The 14,592-nt window shown below is 62.9% G+C and carries 13 protein-coding genes; 7 read left to right on the top strand and 6 right to left on the bottom strand.

Going from position 1 to position 14,592, the window contains the following annotated elements; translation table 11 throughout:
• Positions 1–84 precede the first annotated feature (84 nt).
• From ARUE_RS06130 to ARUE_RS06115, 4 genes are all read right to left on the bottom strand, one after another.
• Positions 85–699, bottom strand: a complete 615-nt coding sequence (locus ARUE_RS06130) for a rhomboid family intramembrane serine protease (RefSeq protein WP_014921102.1) — start codon at positions 697–699, stop codon at positions 85–87.
• Between the two features lie 14 nt (positions 700–713).
• Positions 714–1,952, bottom strand: coding sequence for a threonine ammonia-lyase (gene ilvA / locus ARUE_RS06125; RefSeq protein ID WP_011774013.1), 1,239 nt, complete (start codon positions 1,950–1,952; stop codon positions 714–716).
• 3 nt (positions 1,953–1,955) lie between these two features.
• Positions 1,956–3,236, bottom strand: a complete 1,281-nt coding sequence (locus ARUE_RS06120; protein ID WP_011774012.1) for an AI-2E family transporter — start codon at positions 3,234–3,236, stop codon at positions 1,956–1,958.
• Positions 3,237–3,319: 83 nt separating this feature from the next.
• Positions 3,320–4,288 (bottom strand): aldose 1-epimerase family protein, encoded by a 969-nt coding sequence (locus tag ARUE_RS06115; RefSeq protein WP_011774011.1) that lies wholly within the window; start codon positions 4,286–4,288, stop codon positions 3,320–3,322.
• A gap of 80 nt (positions 4,289–4,368) precedes the next feature.
• Here ARUE_RS06115 and galT point away from each other — a divergent pair, with 80 nt between their 5' ends.
• From galT to ARUE_RS06100, 3 genes are all read left to right on the top strand, one after another.
• Positions 4,369–5,520: a galactose-1-phosphate uridylyltransferase gene (galT, locus tag ARUE_RS06110; RefSeq protein ID WP_014921101.1), complete on the top strand. Its 1,152-nt coding sequence runs from the start codon at positions 4,369–4,371 to the stop codon at positions 5,518–5,520.
• A complete protein-coding gene (gene galK / locus ARUE_RS06105; RefSeq protein ID WP_014921100.1) occupies positions 5,517–6,677 on the top strand; it encodes a galactokinase in 1,161 nt (386 codons plus the stop codon). The genes galT and galK overlap by 4 nt, the downstream gene beginning before the upstream one ends.
• 63 nt (positions 6,678–6,740) lie before the next feature.
• Positions 6,741–7,979 (top strand): acetyl-CoA C-acetyltransferase, encoded by a 1,239-nt coding sequence (locus ARUE_RS06100; RefSeq protein WP_011774008.1) that lies wholly within the window; start codon positions 6,741–6,743, stop codon positions 7,977–7,979.
• A 132-nt stretch (positions 7,980–8,111) separates the two neighbouring features.
• Here the strand turns inward: ARUE_RS06100 and ARUE_RS06095 are convergent, their stop codons facing one another.
• Positions 8,112–9,023, bottom strand: coding sequence for a Bax inhibitor-1/YccA family protein (locus tag ARUE_RS06095; RefSeq protein WP_011774007.1), 912 nt, complete (start codon positions 9,021–9,023; stop codon positions 8,112–8,114).
• Between the two features lie 342 nt (positions 9,024–9,365).
• Between ARUE_RS06095 and ARUE_RS06090 the strand changes: the two genes are divergently transcribed.
• From ARUE_RS06090 to ARUE_RS06075, 4 genes are read left to right on the top strand one after another with little or no spacing between them, the layout of a single operon-like run.
• On the top strand, positions 9,366–10,763 hold the full coding sequence (locus ARUE_RS06090) for a branched-chain amino acid ABC transporter permease (RefSeq protein ID WP_014921099.1): 1,398 nt from the start codon (positions 9,366–9,368) through the stop codon (positions 10,761–10,763).
• A gap of 9 nt (positions 10,764–10,772) precedes the next feature.
• Positions 10,773–11,741 carry a branched-chain amino acid ABC transporter permease gene (locus tag ARUE_RS06085; RefSeq protein WP_011774005.1) on the top strand — a complete coding sequence of 323 codons (969 nt, stop codon included), beginning with the start codon at positions 10,773–10,775 and terminating at the stop codon, positions 11,739–11,741.
• The gene (locus ARUE_RS06080) at positions 11,738–12,730 is read left to right on the top strand and encodes an ABC transporter ATP-binding protein (RefSeq protein WP_014921098.1); all 993 of its coding nucleotides are present in this window, start codon (positions 11,738–11,740) and stop codon (positions 12,728–12,730) included. Before ARUE_RS06085 ends, ARUE_RS06080 begins: the two co-directional genes overlap by 4 nt.
• Positions 12,727–13,497, top strand: a complete 771-nt coding sequence (locus tag ARUE_RS06075; protein ID WP_043469914.1) for an ABC transporter ATP-binding protein — start codon at positions 12,727–12,729, stop codon at positions 13,495–13,497. Before ARUE_RS06080 ends, ARUE_RS06075 begins: the two co-directional genes overlap by 4 nt.
• 79 nt (positions 13,498–13,576) lie before the next feature.
• Here ARUE_RS06075 and ARUE_RS06070 read toward each other — a convergent pair whose 3' ends face one another.
• A complete protein-coding gene (locus ARUE_RS06070; RefSeq protein WP_011774002.1) occupies positions 13,577–14,515 on the bottom strand; it encodes a lipid kinase in 939 nt (312 codons plus the stop codon).
• Between the last annotated feature and the right edge of the window lie 77 nt (positions 14,516–14,592).

The raw sequence follows: 14,592 nt of genomic DNA, 5'->3' as shown, positions 1-14,592 counted from the left end.
TAAACCGGCCTGAAATACACGACGCCGGCCCACCCCTTCGCGGGGCGGGCCGGCGTTTTTTCGTGCCCGGCCAAACCAACCGGGTCAGGGGACGAGCTTGGATTTGGGACGAAGCAGGACGGCGGCAATCACACCACCCACGGCCCCGCCGAGGTGCGCCTGCCAGGAGACGTAACCCAGCACCGTGGGCAGCACCCCGAAGAGGATACTGCCGTAAGCCATGAACAGAACCACGGAGAGCAGGATCTGCCACCAGCTGCGGTTGAAGAATCCCCTCACCAGCAGGAACGCGAAGAAACCGAACACCAGTCCGGAGGCTCCCACCGTCACGCCTCCCCCGCCAATCAACCACACCGCCAGCCCTGATCCGAGCCAGCTGAAGGCCAATGCCGTGATGAACACCCGGATTCCGGACAGGAACACCAGGAAACCGAAAATGATCAACGGCAAGGTATTGGACAGCAAATGGTTCAGGTTCGCGTGCAGCAAGGGAAACGTCAGGATGTCCAGCACGCCGTCCATGGAACGTGGGCGCAGGCCGAAAGTCGAGTTGAGCCCATGGCGCATCAAGGTGTTGAGGATCTCGATGACGTAGAGCAGGATGACGAATCCGCCCATGAAGAGCAGTCCGCCTTTCGCCCGCCCGGCGAGCGACTCCCTAGCCTCTTCCTTTGAGCCCTCAGGCATTCCGAGCACCATGGGCGCCCCTCCCGTCAGTGCACCACGATTGGTTGGAAGCCCTCGGCCCGGAGTGCACCGAGAACCTGCTCGCCGTGTTCGTGGCCTTTGGTTTCCAGGTTGATAGTGATGGAGACGTCACCCATGCTGATGGAACCACCCAAGCGGGTGTGGTCCAGGCCAGTGACGTTGGCATCGTTTTCAGCGATGATACGGGCAATGGTGGCCAACGAACCCGGCCGGTCATCGAGCATCATGCGGACCGTCATGAAGCGGCCTGCGGCCGACAGACCGCGCTGGATGACTTTGAGCATCAGCATGGGATCGATGTTGCCGCCGGAAAGCACGACGGCGGTGTTCCCCGGGTTTTCGATCTTGCCGTCCATCAGCGCAGCTACTCCGACGGCCCCGGCCGGCTCAACCACCATCTTGGCGCGCTCGAGCAGGAAGATCAGGGCCCGGGCGAGGGAGTCCTCACTCACGGTGACCACATCGTCCACGAGCTCGCGGATGATGCTGAAGGGCAACTGCCCGGGACGTCCTACGGCGATGCCGTCGGCCATGGTGGTGACCTTCTTCAGAGGCACCAGGGCATCAGCGGCGAGGGACGGCGGGTACGCGGCGGCGTTCTCGGCCTGGACCCCGATGACCCTGATTTCGCGGCCGAGCTCCTTGGCCTTGGCCTTGATGGCCACAGCCACACCTGCCAGCAGCCCGCCGCCTCCTACACCCATGAGGATGGTGTCCACGTTGGGGATCTGGTCCAGGATTTCAAGCCCGATGGTGCCCTGACCGGCAACGACGTCCACGTTGTCGAAGGGGTGAACAAACACAGCGCCTGTTTCGTTGGCGTAGCGCTGCGCTTCCGCAAGCGCTTCGTCCACGTTGTGGCCGTGCAGAACGACTTCAGCGCCGTGGCTGCGCGTGGCCGCCAGCTTGGGCAGGGCCACGCCGAGCGGCATGTAGATGCGGGCATTGATGCCCAGGCTCTTGGCGGCTACAGCCACACCCTGGGCGTGGTTGCCTGCGGATGCCGCTACTACGCCGCGCTTCTTTTCGTCGTCCGTCAGCCGGGCCATGCGCACATAGGCGCCCCGGACCTTGAACGAGCCGGCACGCTGCAGGTTCTCACACTTGAAAAAGACGTTGCCGCCCACGAGGCTGCCCAGCGCACGGGACGACTCCACCGGAGTCTTGGTAATAATGCCCTCGAGCAGCTCCTGCGCCTTGAGGACATCGTCCAGCGTGACGGGCAGGGTTTCGAGGGTATTCACTGACTATTCTCCTTTGTTGGTGTTGGCTTGAGGCTCCTCGACAGAGGTGCTCCCCGAAGCCTTGGTCTTGCCGGCGACGCCCTTACCGAGGCGGGATTCGGGCCGCGGGAGGTGGACCTCCTTGAAGTTGGCGTCGCCGCCTGGCCCCGCCGAGGCGGCTGCCGGCTGGAGTTCCACACCGCCCAATCCTTCATCATGTTCCCACGTCCGGCCCGCAATGTAGCGAACTGCCGTGTTTACTACGGCGAGCAGCGGGACTGCGAACAGGGCACCGGGGATGCCTGCGAGGTATGAACCGGCGGCAACCGAGAGGATCACAGCCACAGGATGCAGCGCCACGGCCTTGCCCATGACCAGCGGCTGCAGGATGTGGCTTTCAAGTTGCTGCACTACCAGGACGATGGCCAGCATGATCAGCGCGTTGATGGGTCCGTTGGCCACAAGGGCGAGCAGGACCGCGATGGCACCGGTAACCAAGGCACCGACCACCGGAATGAACGAGCCGATGAAGACGAGGACCGCCAAGGGCAGGGCCAACGGGACTTGGATGATGGCCGCACCAACGCCGATGCCCACGGCATCCACGAACGCGACGAACATCTGAATCCGCACGTAGCTGACCATGGACGTCCAGCCCCGGCGCCCGGCGCCATCGGTGGCCCGTCGGGCGCTCTTGGGCAGGAGCCGGACCAGAAAAGCCCAGATGCGGGGGCCCTCCAGCAGGAAGAAGATCAGAATGAACAGGGCCAGGACAAGCCCCGCCGCAAAGTGTCCGGCGGTGCTGCCGAAGGACAATGCCCCGCTGAGGATGCTGCTGCTGTTGTTCTGGAGCGCATTCGCGCCATCGGAAATGTATTGGTCTATCTGGTCCGCAGTGAGGTGCAGCGGGCCATCTGCCAACCAGGTCTGAATCTGTTGGATGCCTGCCAGCGCCTCTTGCCAGAGCGCACCGAAGCCCGTGACAAGTTGCCTGCCCACCAGCGCAAGGGCGCCACCGATCACGCCGATGAAGCCCAACACGGTGATGGCGACTGCTCCTCCGTTGGGCACCTTCCGGTTGCGCAGCCAGGCCACCACAGGATGCAGGAGGCCGGCCAGCAGCGCAGCAACCATCACTGGAATGATGAGGAAGCTGACCTTGCCCAGCAGCCAGACCATGGCGCCGATCATGAGCAGGATCAGGCCTGCCCGCCAGGACCAGGCTGCAGCAATGCGCACCCCGTAGGGGATGTCTTCGGCAATTTGGCGGTCTGAACGTGTTTTGGCGTCCGGTGTTGGCGTCATGAACCCATAATTCCGTAGGGCAGGCCGTATGGGAAACCGGCTCTCACTTCCGAGACATTCGGTGGCATTTACGGGCGAAGAGCCTACAGGGATGCCGCAATTCCCCAGCGCATGGTGAAAGCTTCTCCGGGTGCCAGCCAGCGCAGGCCATCGCCGCTGTTGAACGCGTTGGCCGGCCCTGTCATGGGTTCGATGGCCACGGCTTTGGATCGGCCCGGGAAGGTGTCTGTGACGAAGACGTGGACGTACCGGCAGCTCTCATCCTGTTCAAGGCTTACGCTGCGGCCATCCGGCGCGGTCAGCGTATGGCGCGCTATGCCGCCGTCGTACGTCAGGTCCGTCAAGGCGACATCCACCAGCAAGCTGCCCACCACCGACCCGCCGGAGAAATCGTACTGACCGTCTGCGGGAGCGGTGCTTCGCGGAATCAGTCGCTCGTCCGCTACCAGTCGAGTGCCCGCATGCACCGTCAGGACCAAATCCTCGGGGGCGACATCGCCGACGCGCAGGTACGGGTGGGCACCCAGGACAAAGGGCGCCGTGCTCTGCGAATCGTTGATCAACGTCTGCGAGACACGGAGGTCTCCGCTCTGGTCGAGTTCGTAGCGCACCAGGTGCCGCACCAGGAACGGGTAGCCGTGCTGGGGGAAGACTGTGGCTTCCAGCGTCACGGAAAACTCGGATTCGTCCACCAACACGTACCCGGTGTTGCGCAACAGGCCGTGGCTGGCGTTGTTGCGTGAGGCCTCGGTGATGTCGAGTTGCTGCTTCTTGCCTTCCAGGTACCAGATCCCGTCCTCTACCCGGTTGGCCCAGGGCGCCAGGGTGATGCCCGTGGCACCGGGCGAAATTTCGTCGTCGCCGTAGCTTTCGGTCAACTGCACTCCGCCCCGGGAGTAGAGTCGCAGGCCGGCGGCGAGCTCGGTGACGACGGCGAGCGCATCGCCCCGGCGGAGCTCGAACTGTCGGCCCGTGGCGAAGCGGCGGGACTCGGATTGATGGGTGCTATCGGCTGGCGACGGGGAGGCAGACATGGCAATACCGTACTGCATTGGAGAACCGTCATGACGCGGCGAATGTTAGCTTTTGTTAGAAACTATGCGTTTTTGGTCACTTGTGGAATGATGTAGTTATGAGCCGCATCACCAGCACCCGCCTCGCGGACAGCCGAGAGCTGATCTACTTCGACGACCCCGGAACCCCGGAGCGAACACCGGATTCCTTGGTGGACCACCGCGAGCTTCCCGCCCGTGGCGAGCCGGGCGAGGTGCGTTATGACGCTTTGTCCGGTGACTGGGTAGCGGTAGCTGCCCATCGCCAAACCCGTACGCACCTTCCCCCTGCTGATCAGTGCCCCATCTGCCCCAGCACTGCGGCGAACCCTTCCGAAATCCCGGCCTCGGACTATGACGTGGTGGTGTTCGAAAACCGCTTCCCTTCCCTGGGCCCGGCATTGGGCGATGTTCCCCCGGTTCCGGCTCCCGGGCATTCCGGTCACAACCTCAAGGGAGCGGCATACGGTCGCTGCGAGGTAGTTGCCTTCACACCGCAGCACACTGGCTCCTTCGCCGAACTCGGCCACACCCGTGCCCGCACCGTCATTGAAGCGTGGGCCCAGCGCACCGAAGCATTGAGCGCCCTGCCCGGCATCAAGCAGGTGTTTCCGTTCGAGAACCGCGGTGCGGACATCGGCGTCACCCTGCACCATCCGCACGGCCAGATCTACGCGTACCCCTATGTGACTCCCCGTGCCGCCCAGCTCGGGGCGGTAGCCCGGAAGTACTACGACGACGTCGACGCGAAAGAAACGCTCGGGGCCTCGCTCCTGAAGGCTGAACGCGAGGACGGCAGCCGCATGGTCCTGGAGGCCAAGCACTTCAGCGCCTACGTGCCGTTCGCGGCGCGCTGGCCTTTGGAAGTTCACCTCGTTCCGCATCGCAGCGTCCCCGACCTCGCGGCCCTCACAGGGGAAGAACGCGATGAGCTTTCCCACGTCTACTTGGACCTGCTGAAGCGCCTCGGCTCCCTCTACCCCACCCCCATGCCGTACATTTCGGCCTGGCACCAGGCACCACTGGACCCGGTTCTTCGCCCGGCGGGCCAGCTGCACCTGCAGCTGACGTCACCTCGCCGCGCTGCCGATAAGCTCAAGTATCTGGCCGGCTCCGAGGCCGCCATGGGAGCGTTCATCAACGACACCACACCCGAAGCGGTGGCGGAGCGCCTGCGCAGCGTCGCCGCAGCACCGGCTTCAAACAAGACCTTGGAAGGCACACGAGCATGACCACCACCACCGACACCGGCGTCCTCGCCGCCCGCTTCCAGGAAACGTTCGGCGCAGCTGCCGACGGCGTGTGGCAGGCACCTGGACGCGTCAACCTGATCGGCGAGCACACGGACTACAACGAAGGCTTTGTACTGCCCTTCGCCATCGACAAGACAGCAAAGGTGGCTTTGCGGGTCCGCGACGACTCCAGGGTTCGCATGCTGTCCACTTTTGGCGGGCACGGCGTGGTGGAGGCTGACCTCGCGGACTCGGAGCCCGGATCCGGTGAGGGGTGGTCACGCTACCCCCTCGGCGTCGCCTGGGCACTCAAGGAACGTGGCATCCAAGTCCCCGGCTTTGACCTCCTGCTGGATTCCGACGTTCCCTCCGGTGCGGGTCTGTCGTCGTCACACGCCATCGAGTGCGCCGTCATCTCGGCCCTCAACGAGTTGACCGGCGCGGGTTTCGCTGCCGAAGACCTGGTGCTCGCTACCCAGCGCGCCGAGAACGTGTTCGTTGGCGCACCCACCGGGATCATGGACCAGTCAGCATCCTTGCGCGGCGCCAAGGGACACGCGGTGTTCTTGGACTGCCGTGACCAGCATGTGGAGCTGGTGCCGTTCGACGCAGAAGCGTCGGGCTTGGTCCTGTTGGTCATCGACACCAAGGTGTCGCATTCGCACGCCGACGGCGGTTACGCCTCCCGCCGCGCATCCTGCGAGTTGGGTGCCGAGATACTTGGCGTCACAGCACTGCGCGACGTCGGCGTAGAGCGTTTGGAGGAAGCCTCCGGACTGCTGGACGAGACGACGCTCCGGCGCGTCCGCCACGTGGTCACCGAAAATGATCGCGTACTTCAGACAGTGGAAACCTTGGGCAAGCTGGGTCCCGCCGCCATCGGGGAGTTGCTGGACGCCAGCCACGTTTCCATGCGCGACGATTTTGAGATCTCCTGCCCGGAACTCGACCTTGCCGTGGACACATCCCGGGCCAACGGTGCCATAGGCGCCCGCATGACGGGCGGCGGCTTCGGCGGCTCAGCCATCGCATTGACGCCGGTGAGCCAAGAGCAGCAGGTTCGTGACGCCGTCGTGCGTTCCTTCGCGGAGGCGGGTTTCACCGCACCGGACATCTTCACCGTCACCCCGGCTGCGGGAGCGCTTCGCCTGGCCTGACGCGTTCAGTTCCACCGCGCGAACGCCCGGCGTTCCATCGGATGCCGGGCGTAAGCTGGGGCCATGACTGAGGCTGTCATCGTTGCTACTGCCAGAAGCCCTATTGGCCGTGCCTTCAAGGGTTCCCTCAAGGACGAACGTCCGGATGACCTGGCCACCGCCATGGTGCGGGCCGCCCTCGCAAAAGTTCCAGGCTTCGATCCCGGCGCGGAGGACGGCCAAGGCTTGGACGACATCCTGCTGGGCTGCGCTGAACCCAGCGGCGAGGCCGGATCCAACATGGCCAGGGTTGTGGCGGTACTCGCCGGGCTGGACCGCGTACCCGCAGCCACCATCAACCGCTTCTGTGCATCCAGCCTGCAAACCCTTCGGATGGCCTTCCACGCCATCAGATCCGGGGAAGCCCACGCAATCGTGTCCGCCGGGGTGGAGAGCGTGTCCAGGTATCAGGACTGGTCCGGTGCCGGCGAAACCGATACCGCCAACCACAACCCGCTGTTCGAAGCAGCGGGCCAACGCACTGCGGCACGGGCGGCCTCCAACATCCCGTGGACCGACCCTCGGCTCGGCGGGCGACTACCAGACATTTACATCTCCATGGGCCAGACTGCCGAGAACGTCGCCACGAGCTACGGAATCAGCCGGGCCGAGCAGGACGAGTGGGGTGTCCTGAGCCAGAATCGCGCCGAAGCCGCCATCGCCTCAGGGTTCTATGCCCGCGACATCTCGCCCTACACGCGCAAGGACGGAAGTGTGGTGGAGCGCGATGACTCACCCCGAGCCGGGGTCACTTTGGAAGCCGTCTCCGCGTTACAGCCCGTGTTCCGCGCGGAAGGCACCGTGACTGCAGGTAATGCCTGTCCGCTTAACGACGGGGCCGCGGCTGTGGTGGTGATGAGTGACGCGCGCGCCCGTGAACTCGGCCTGCAACCGCTGGCGCGGGTGGTTTCAACAGGCGTCAGTGCCCTTTCCCCCGAACTCATGGGCATGGGACCCGTGGAATCGACGCGGCGGGCCCTTGCCCTGGCAGGACTGACAATGGACGACATCGACCTCGTTGAGCTCAACGAAGCCTTCGCCGTGCAGGTGGTGGCGAGCGCCCGTGAACTGGGGATCGATCCTGAAAAACTCAACGTCCATGGTGGCGCCATCGCTCTGGGCCATCCCTTCGGCATGACCGGGGCCCGGATGACCAGCACTCTCCTCAACGGGCTCAAGGAACGCGACGGAACCCTGGGGCTTGCCACGCTGTGCGTCGGCGGAGGCCAGGGCATGGCTGTCGTTTTTGAGCGCTTGAGCTGAGGGCTGTCACGCGCGAGGGGTTGGATATCGACCCTTTGAGCCCCTCTTACTCCCGAGACCTCGCCCCTCACGAACGCAAAAATGCCCCCGAAGACTCTTCGGGGGCATTTCGCGTTGACGGACTCAGAAGAGTTAGTCGTCGCCTCGCAGGATTGCCAGCAGACGGATGATTTCCACATAGAGCCAAACCAGCGTGACCGTCAGGCCGAAGGCGGCAACCCAGGAGTAACGCTCCGGGGCGCCGGCGCGGACGCCCTCTTCGATGCTGGTGAAGTCCATGATCAGCGAGAACGCTGCCAGGCCGATGGCCAGGATGCCGATGAAGACACCCAGCGGGATGCCGAAGATCTCGACGCTTGTGCGGAGGCCGAAGGGCTCCTGCACAGCGCCGGTCCACATCATCACCATGTTGATCAGTGCGAAGACCGCGTAACCAATGGTGGCGATCAGGAAGAAGCGCATCATCTTCGGGGTGGCGCGGACCTTGCCGCTCTTGAAGAGCACCAGGGTGACGCCGAAGACTGCCAGCGTGCCGATGACGGCTTGGAGGCCGACGCCGGGGTACATGCCGTCCAGGATTCGGGTGAGGCCTCCAAGGAACAGACCTTCAAGTCCGGCGTAGGCAAGGATCAGGGCCGGTGACGGCTGCTTCTTGAAGGTGTTGACCAGGGCAAGGACGAAGCCGCCCAGTGCACCAACGATCATCAGCATGGTGGAGAGGCCGGGAGCAACGAACAGCGTTACCCCAGCGCCGATGATCAGCACAACGAGGCAGGCGACGGTCTTCATGATGACGTCGTCATAGGTCATGCGGCCGGTGTCGGCCGGGCCGGCAGCCGGCTGGTTGTACATCTGCTGCAGCTGCTCATTGGTCATGTTCTGCTGCTGGGCAGACCATGCTGCATGGCCGTCCATGACCTGGCTCGGTGCACGGCCGGGTGCCTGGTTGAACTGCTGGCCGTACGGGTTCTGCGGTACAGGCGGGGCCTGCTTTGCTCCACGGAAATTCTTTCCGTTGAAGACTGGGTTTCCGCCAAGTGCCATTGCGGGTGTCCTCCTGAAAAAGGGCTAGTGATAGTTCACGGTACCAATTACCACGCGCGCGCGGCAGGGAAAGTTCCCTTGTTCACCCAGACGAAACTCAACCGTGACAAGAAAATGGACCAGCGGCTTCCCCCAAACGTTTAGGAGCACCCCCAAACAACAAAGGTTTACTTAAGCGTTGCTACATCAGTAGTTGCCTATAGCTTCACAGTTGTTATCCGATCGCGATCTTCACAGCCCCGAACTGGGCATTCATTGACCCCACCGAGCGGTAACATAAACCACACATGGGTGACTTAGATCACAAACGAGGCAGCTAGGCAAGAACTGTTCACAAGCCCCATGACCGTTCGCACCGGCTGCAAAGGCGCAGCCGGGACCACCCCCACTGTGGAGGTTTCCATTTTGAGAAGCACACTGCGCGACCCGTCCATGAGACGGTCCAAAGGACTGCAGAGAGCTGTGGGGGCGCTGTTCGCAGCCCTCATCGCCGCTCTGTTGATCGCCGCCCCCTCGGCACAGGCAACCACCCCCTCGCCTTCGCCGTCCCCGACGACTTTCCAGAACAACATCAGCGGGTTCCTCCGCGATGATGCCCGGGCCCCTATACCGGGCGTCAAGATCAAAGCCACGGGCAACGGGTTTGAAGGTGAAGCCACCTCCGGAGCCAACGGAGCGTGGACCATCGGCGTTCCCGTCCAGGGCACCTACACCATCGAGCTGGACACCTCCACCTTGCCGGAGGGCATCGCACTGGCCGAGGGCCAGGACAATCCCCGCGATGTCACGTTCAGCCAGACGTCCAACCTGTCGGTGATCTTTGCCTTCGGCGAGGGCATCGTGGTCCAGCAACAGGACTTCGGCCAGAACCTGCTCAACCGCCTGGTGGCGGGTCTTAGCTTTGGCCTGCTCCTTGCACTGGCCTCGGTAGGCCTTTCCCTGATCTTCGGCACCACCGGCCTGACCAACTTCGCCCACGGTGAGATGGTGACACTCGGTGCGGTACTGGTGTTCATGTTCAATGCCTTCGGATTCCCCTTCTGGCTGGCCATCCTGCTCGCACTGGTAGGCGGCGGTCTCTTTGGCTACGTCCAGGACGCAGGACTGTGGCGCCCCCTGAGGAAGCGTGGCTCAGGCCTCGTCCCTATGATGATCGTCAGCATTGGCCTCGCCTTGGCCATTCGCTATGTCATCCAATTCTTCTTCGGCGGTGCAACACAGCAACTCCCGGGCGCACAAAGTAGCGAGATCCAAATCGGGCCTGTCTCGATCTCTCCGAACAATCTGTGGTCCCTGATTATCAGTGCCGTGGTTATCGCCCTGATCGGCATCGTCCTGCTGAAGACCCGACTCGGCAAGGCAACCCGCGCAGTTGCAGACAACCCCGCGCTGGCAGCCGCCTCGGGCATCGACGTCGACTCCGTCATCCGCATCGTATGGATCGTGGGCGGCGTGCTCGCTTCGCTCGGCGGCATCCTCTGGGCCTACTACCGCCCGGGTGTCACCTTCGATATGGGCTCGCAAATCCTGCTGCTCATCTTCGCCGGCGTCACGCTCGGCGGCTTGGGTACCGTGTTCGGCGCACTGATCGGCTCGATCGTCGTCGGCATCTTCGTGGAACTGACTACAGTGTTCGGCCTCCCCGCCGACCTCAAGTACGTCGGCGCCCTGTTCATCATGATTGTTGTTCTTCTGTTCCGACCGCAGGGTATCCTCGGCCGGCGTGAGCGTGTGGGTTAGGAGCGGGCCATGGATTTCGGATTTATTTTCTCCAGCGCCCTTGGCGAATTGTTCAGCCCGACGACGGCGGCCTACGCACTTGCCGCTTTGGGCCTCGCGGTTCACTTCGGCTACTCAGGCCTGTTGAACTTCGGCCAGGCCGGCTTCATGGCAGTGGGTGCCTACGGTTTCGCCATCTCAACTTTGACCTTTGACGCACCCTTCTTCCTTGCCCTGCTGATCGCCGTTCTGTGTTCAGTGATCTTCGCGTTCATCCTCGGTATTCCTACACTCCGGCTACGGGCGGACTACCTGGCAATCGTGACCATCGCCGCGGCGGAAATTGTCCGCTACGTGGTCACTACCAACCAGCTCACCAGCGTCACTGGTTCGGCAAACGGCCTGGCGGCCTTCGAGGGCACGTTCTACTCCATGAATCCTTTCCCCGAAGGCTCTTACATGGGCATGAACAACCGTGACTTCTTTATCCGCGTGGTGGGCTGGGGCCTGGTCATCGTTTGCTGCGTCTTGGTCTGGCTTCTGATGCGCAGCCCGTGGGGCCGTGTCCTCAAGGGCATCCGCGAAGACGAGAACGCTGTCCGCTCGCTCGGCAAGAATGTCTATGCCTACAAGATGCAGGCGCTGATCATCGGTGGTGTGCTTGGCGCATTGGCGGGCATGATCTTCACGCTCCCCCGCGGGGCCGTCCAACCGTCCAACTACGGCACTGAACTCACGTTCTTCCTGTGGACCTGCCTTCTGCTGGGCGGCATGGCCACGGTTCTTGGGCCGGTCATTGGAGCAATGATTTTCTGGGTTGTGCTCTCGCTGACCCAAAGCCTGCTCTACGGCCTCATCGAGTCAGGGGCAATCACGTGGCTGACCACCGTACAGGCAGGCCAGTTGCGCTACATCCTGGTGGGTGTTGCCTTGATGCTCCTGATGATCTTCCGCCCGCAAGGCGTGTTCGGCAATAAGAAGGAGCTTGCTTTCGCATGAGTGAGACCAACGAACGCAATAGCGAAAATATTGACTACATGACCGATTCACGGCCCATCGCCGTCGGGGAGAACACTCCCGGCTGCAAGAAGCGGGATCCCATTGTGGTGGCAGAGGACGTCACGCGTTCCTTCGGTGGCATCAACGCGGTGGACGTGGAGTACCTTGAGATCCCCCGCCACAAGATCACTGCATTGATCGGCCCCAACGGAGCCGGCAAGACCACGCTGTTCAACCTCCTCACGGGCTTTGATACTCCCAACACGGGCAAGTGGCAGTTTGAAGGCAACAGCCTTGCAGGCGTTTCCTCCTACAAGGTGGCACGCATGGGCATGGTCCGTACCTTCCAGCTGACAAAGGTCATGGGCAAGCTGACCGTCATGGAGAATATGCGACTCGGCGCAGCAGACCAGCCCGGAGAACGGCTCTCCAAGGCCTTGTTCAAAGGCATCTGGGGCGGGCGCGAAAAAGAGATCACAGCCCAGGCAAATGTCCTCTTGGAGAAGTTCAAGCTGGATACCAAGAAGGACGATTACGCAGCGTCGCTCTCGGGAGGTCAGCGGAAGCTCCTGGAGATGGCCCGTTCGCTTATGGTTCGGCCCAAGCTGGTGATGCTCGATGAGCCCATGGCCGGTGTGAACCCGGCCCTGACGCAGTCGCTGCTGGACCACATCAAGAACCTCAAGGCCGAGGGCATGACCGTGCTCTTCGTGGAGCACGACATGAACATGGTGCGCCACATCGCTGACTGGGTGGTGGTCATGGCCGAAGGCAAGGTGGTGGCCGAAGGACCTCCGGGTGAAGTCATGAAGAACCCCGCAGTCATCGACGCCTACCTTGGCGCCCACCATGACGTCGACCTCGGCGACGCCGAAGGCATCAAGGTGCTTGAGGCTGAACTCGAGGCCGACGAAGAGTCGGTTGTGGGTACGGAAGATGCAGGCATCCTGTCCGAGATCGAAGAACCCAAGAAGGAGGACGGGAAATGAGCAGTACCAGTGCAATGCCCGCCTCGGCAGCGGCTCCCGCAGGCGATTCCGTCGTCAAAGTCACTGACTTGGTGGCTGGCTACATCCCCGGGGTCAACATCCTCAACGGCTGCAGCATCGAGGCCCGCAAGGGCGAGTTGATTGGCATCATTGGCCCCAACGGCGCCGGCAAGTCCACGCTGCTGAAGGCCATGTTCGGCTTGGTGAAGGTCCACTCGGGCACCGTTGTGGTGCGCGGACAAGACCTCACTGGTTTGAAGGCCAACAAACTGGTCACCCAGGGCGTTGGCTTCGTCCCCCAGACCAACAATGTGTTCGCCACGCTGACCATTGAAGAGAATCTGCAAATGGGCATGTTCCAGCGGCCCAAGGACTTCTCCGAACGCTTCGATTTTGTCACCAGCCTCTTCCCGGAGCTGGGAAAGCGGCGAGCACAGCGTGCAGGGTCACTGTCCGGCGGTGAACGCCAAATGGTGGCCATGGGCAGGGCGCTCATGATGGACCCGGCCGTCCTGTTGCTTGACGAGCCGTCGGCAGGCCTCTCCCCCGTCAAGCAGGATGAGACCTTCCTCCGTGTCCACGAGATCAACCGCGCCGGCGTCTCGGTGATCATGGTGGAACAGAATGCCCGCCGTTGCTTGCAGATCTGCGACCGCGGCTATGTCCTGGATCAGGGCAAGGATGCGTACACCGGTACCGGCCGTGAACTCATGAAGGACCCCAAGGTCATCCAGCTTTACCTGGGCACCTTGGCGGACGAGGTCTAACTGCAGTAGCCCCGAAGGCCTGGTTCCGGTGTCACGCCGGAGCCGGGCCTTCGGCGCGTCCAGGTACGTTCAAGACAGTTCAGCTGCGGCCCTCAAACGTCGCGCTGCTGCTGTTCCTCGGCACCACCACGTGCACCGCGTTTCGCTCAACAGTGAAGTCGGTGGGCGTGCTGGTGGTGATCTCGCCGTCGAGGTTCACCGGCAGTGGCGGAGTTGTCACCAGCCTGACTTTCCGGCTGGTGAGGTGGTGCACTTGCTCGTTTTCCACAAACTTGCCGTTCTTCAGCGAACGCGCGATCTTTGCCTGCTCCCGCAGCGGCGCAGCCAGGATCGCATAGATATCCAGGGTGTGATCATCGATCCCCGCTGTCGGAGAGACCGCGTTGCCGCCTCCGTAGTACCTTCCGTTTCCCACCGCCACCTGCAACAGGTCCTCCAGCTCTACTGGCTCATGGTCCCCGTCCGGGAACTCGAGGCGGGCGTGGAACGGCTTGTGCGTGGCGTAGGAGCGAAGCGTGGCCACACCATATGCCAGGGGCCCGATGAGTCGTTTGAGGCGCGGACTGAGCGCCTGCGTGACTGCCACGGACAGGCCGGCTGAAGCCACGTTGAGGAAGGGTTGGCCGTTCGCCCGCCCGAGATCGATGTCCACTACTTTTCCATCCGCCAAGGCAGCGCAGGCAAGGCTCAGGTCCCGGGGGATTTCCAGCGTCCTTGCCAGGTCATTGGCGGTGCCCAGCGGAAGCACACCCAGCACGACGTCGGTACCCGCCACGAGTCCGGCCGCGGAGGCAACCGTTCCGTCGCCTCCCCCAACCACCACAAAATCGTGCCCATCGGACACCGCTTGCTCCAAGGTGCGGCGGAGTTCCCCGCCGCCATGCGCCGTATACACCGCGGAGACCGGGAGCTCCGCCTTTGCGAGGCTCTCGGCCACCAGCTTCTGAGCTGCGGAGCCTTTGCGTGAACCGGCGTTAATGACTACTGCAATGGAGCGTGCTTCCCGGGTTGGCTTCATGAGGACATGGTAGGTCTACCGCCTGTGTAACAGCCGGGGTTAACGCGGAACAGGTCCCCTTCCTTGTGAGGAAGGGG

This window comes from Arthrobacter sp. Rue61a, from assembly GCF_000294695.2.
Taxonomy (GTDB): Bacteria; Actinomycetota; Actinomycetes; order Actinomycetales; family Micrococcaceae; genus Arthrobacter; species Arthrobacter aurescens_A.
Note: the sequence above shows the minus strand (reverse complement) of the source record. Positions and strands in the feature narration are given on the sequence as shown.

Bases quoted from the DNA above. Each gene is read 5' to 3' on its own strand.
- ARUE_RS06130 (WP_014921102.1), bottom strand. From the start codon at position 699: ATGGTGCTCGGAATGCCTGAGGGCTCAAAGGAAGAGGCTAGGGAGTCG.
- ARUE_RS06120 (WP_011774012.1), bottom strand. From the start codon at position 3,236: ATGACGCCAACACCGGACGCCAAAACACGTTCAGACCGCCAAATTGCC.
- ARUE_RS06115 (WP_011774011.1), bottom strand. From the start codon at position 4,288: ATGCAGTACGGTATTGCCATGTCTGCCTCCCCGTCGCCAGCCGATAGC.
- galT (WP_014921101.1), top strand. From the start codon at position 4,369: ATGAGCCGCATCACCAGCACCCGCCTCGCGGACAGCCGAGAGCTGATC.
- galK (WP_014921100.1), top strand. From the start codon at position 5,517: ATGACCACCACCACCGACACCGGCGTCCTCGCCGCCCGCTTCCAGGAA.
- ARUE_RS06100 (WP_011774008.1), top strand. From the start codon at position 6,741: ATGACTGAGGCTGTCATCGTTGCTACTGCCAGAAGCCCTATTGGCCGT.
- ARUE_RS06095 (WP_011774007.1), bottom strand. From the start codon at position 9,023: ATGGCACTTGGCGGAAACCCAGTCTTCAACGGAAAGAATTTCCGTGGA.
- ARUE_RS06090 (WP_014921099.1), top strand. From the start codon at position 9,366: ATGACCGTTCGCACCGGCTGCAAAGGCGCAGCCGGGACCACCCCCACT.
- ARUE_RS06085 (WP_011774005.1), top strand. From the start codon at position 10,773: ATGGATTTCGGATTTATTTTCTCCAGCGCCCTTGGCGAATTGTTCAGC.
- ARUE_RS06080 (WP_014921098.1), top strand. From the start codon at position 11,738: ATGAGTGAGACCAACGAACGCAATAGCGAAAATATTGACTACATGACC.
- ARUE_RS06075 (WP_043469914.1), top strand. From the start codon at position 12,727: ATGAGCAGTACCAGTGCAATGCCCGCCTCGGCAGCGGCTCCCGCAGGC.
- ARUE_RS06070 (WP_011774002.1), bottom strand. From the start codon at position 14,515: ATGAAGCCAACCCGGGAAGCACGCTCCATTGCAGTAGTCATTAACGCC.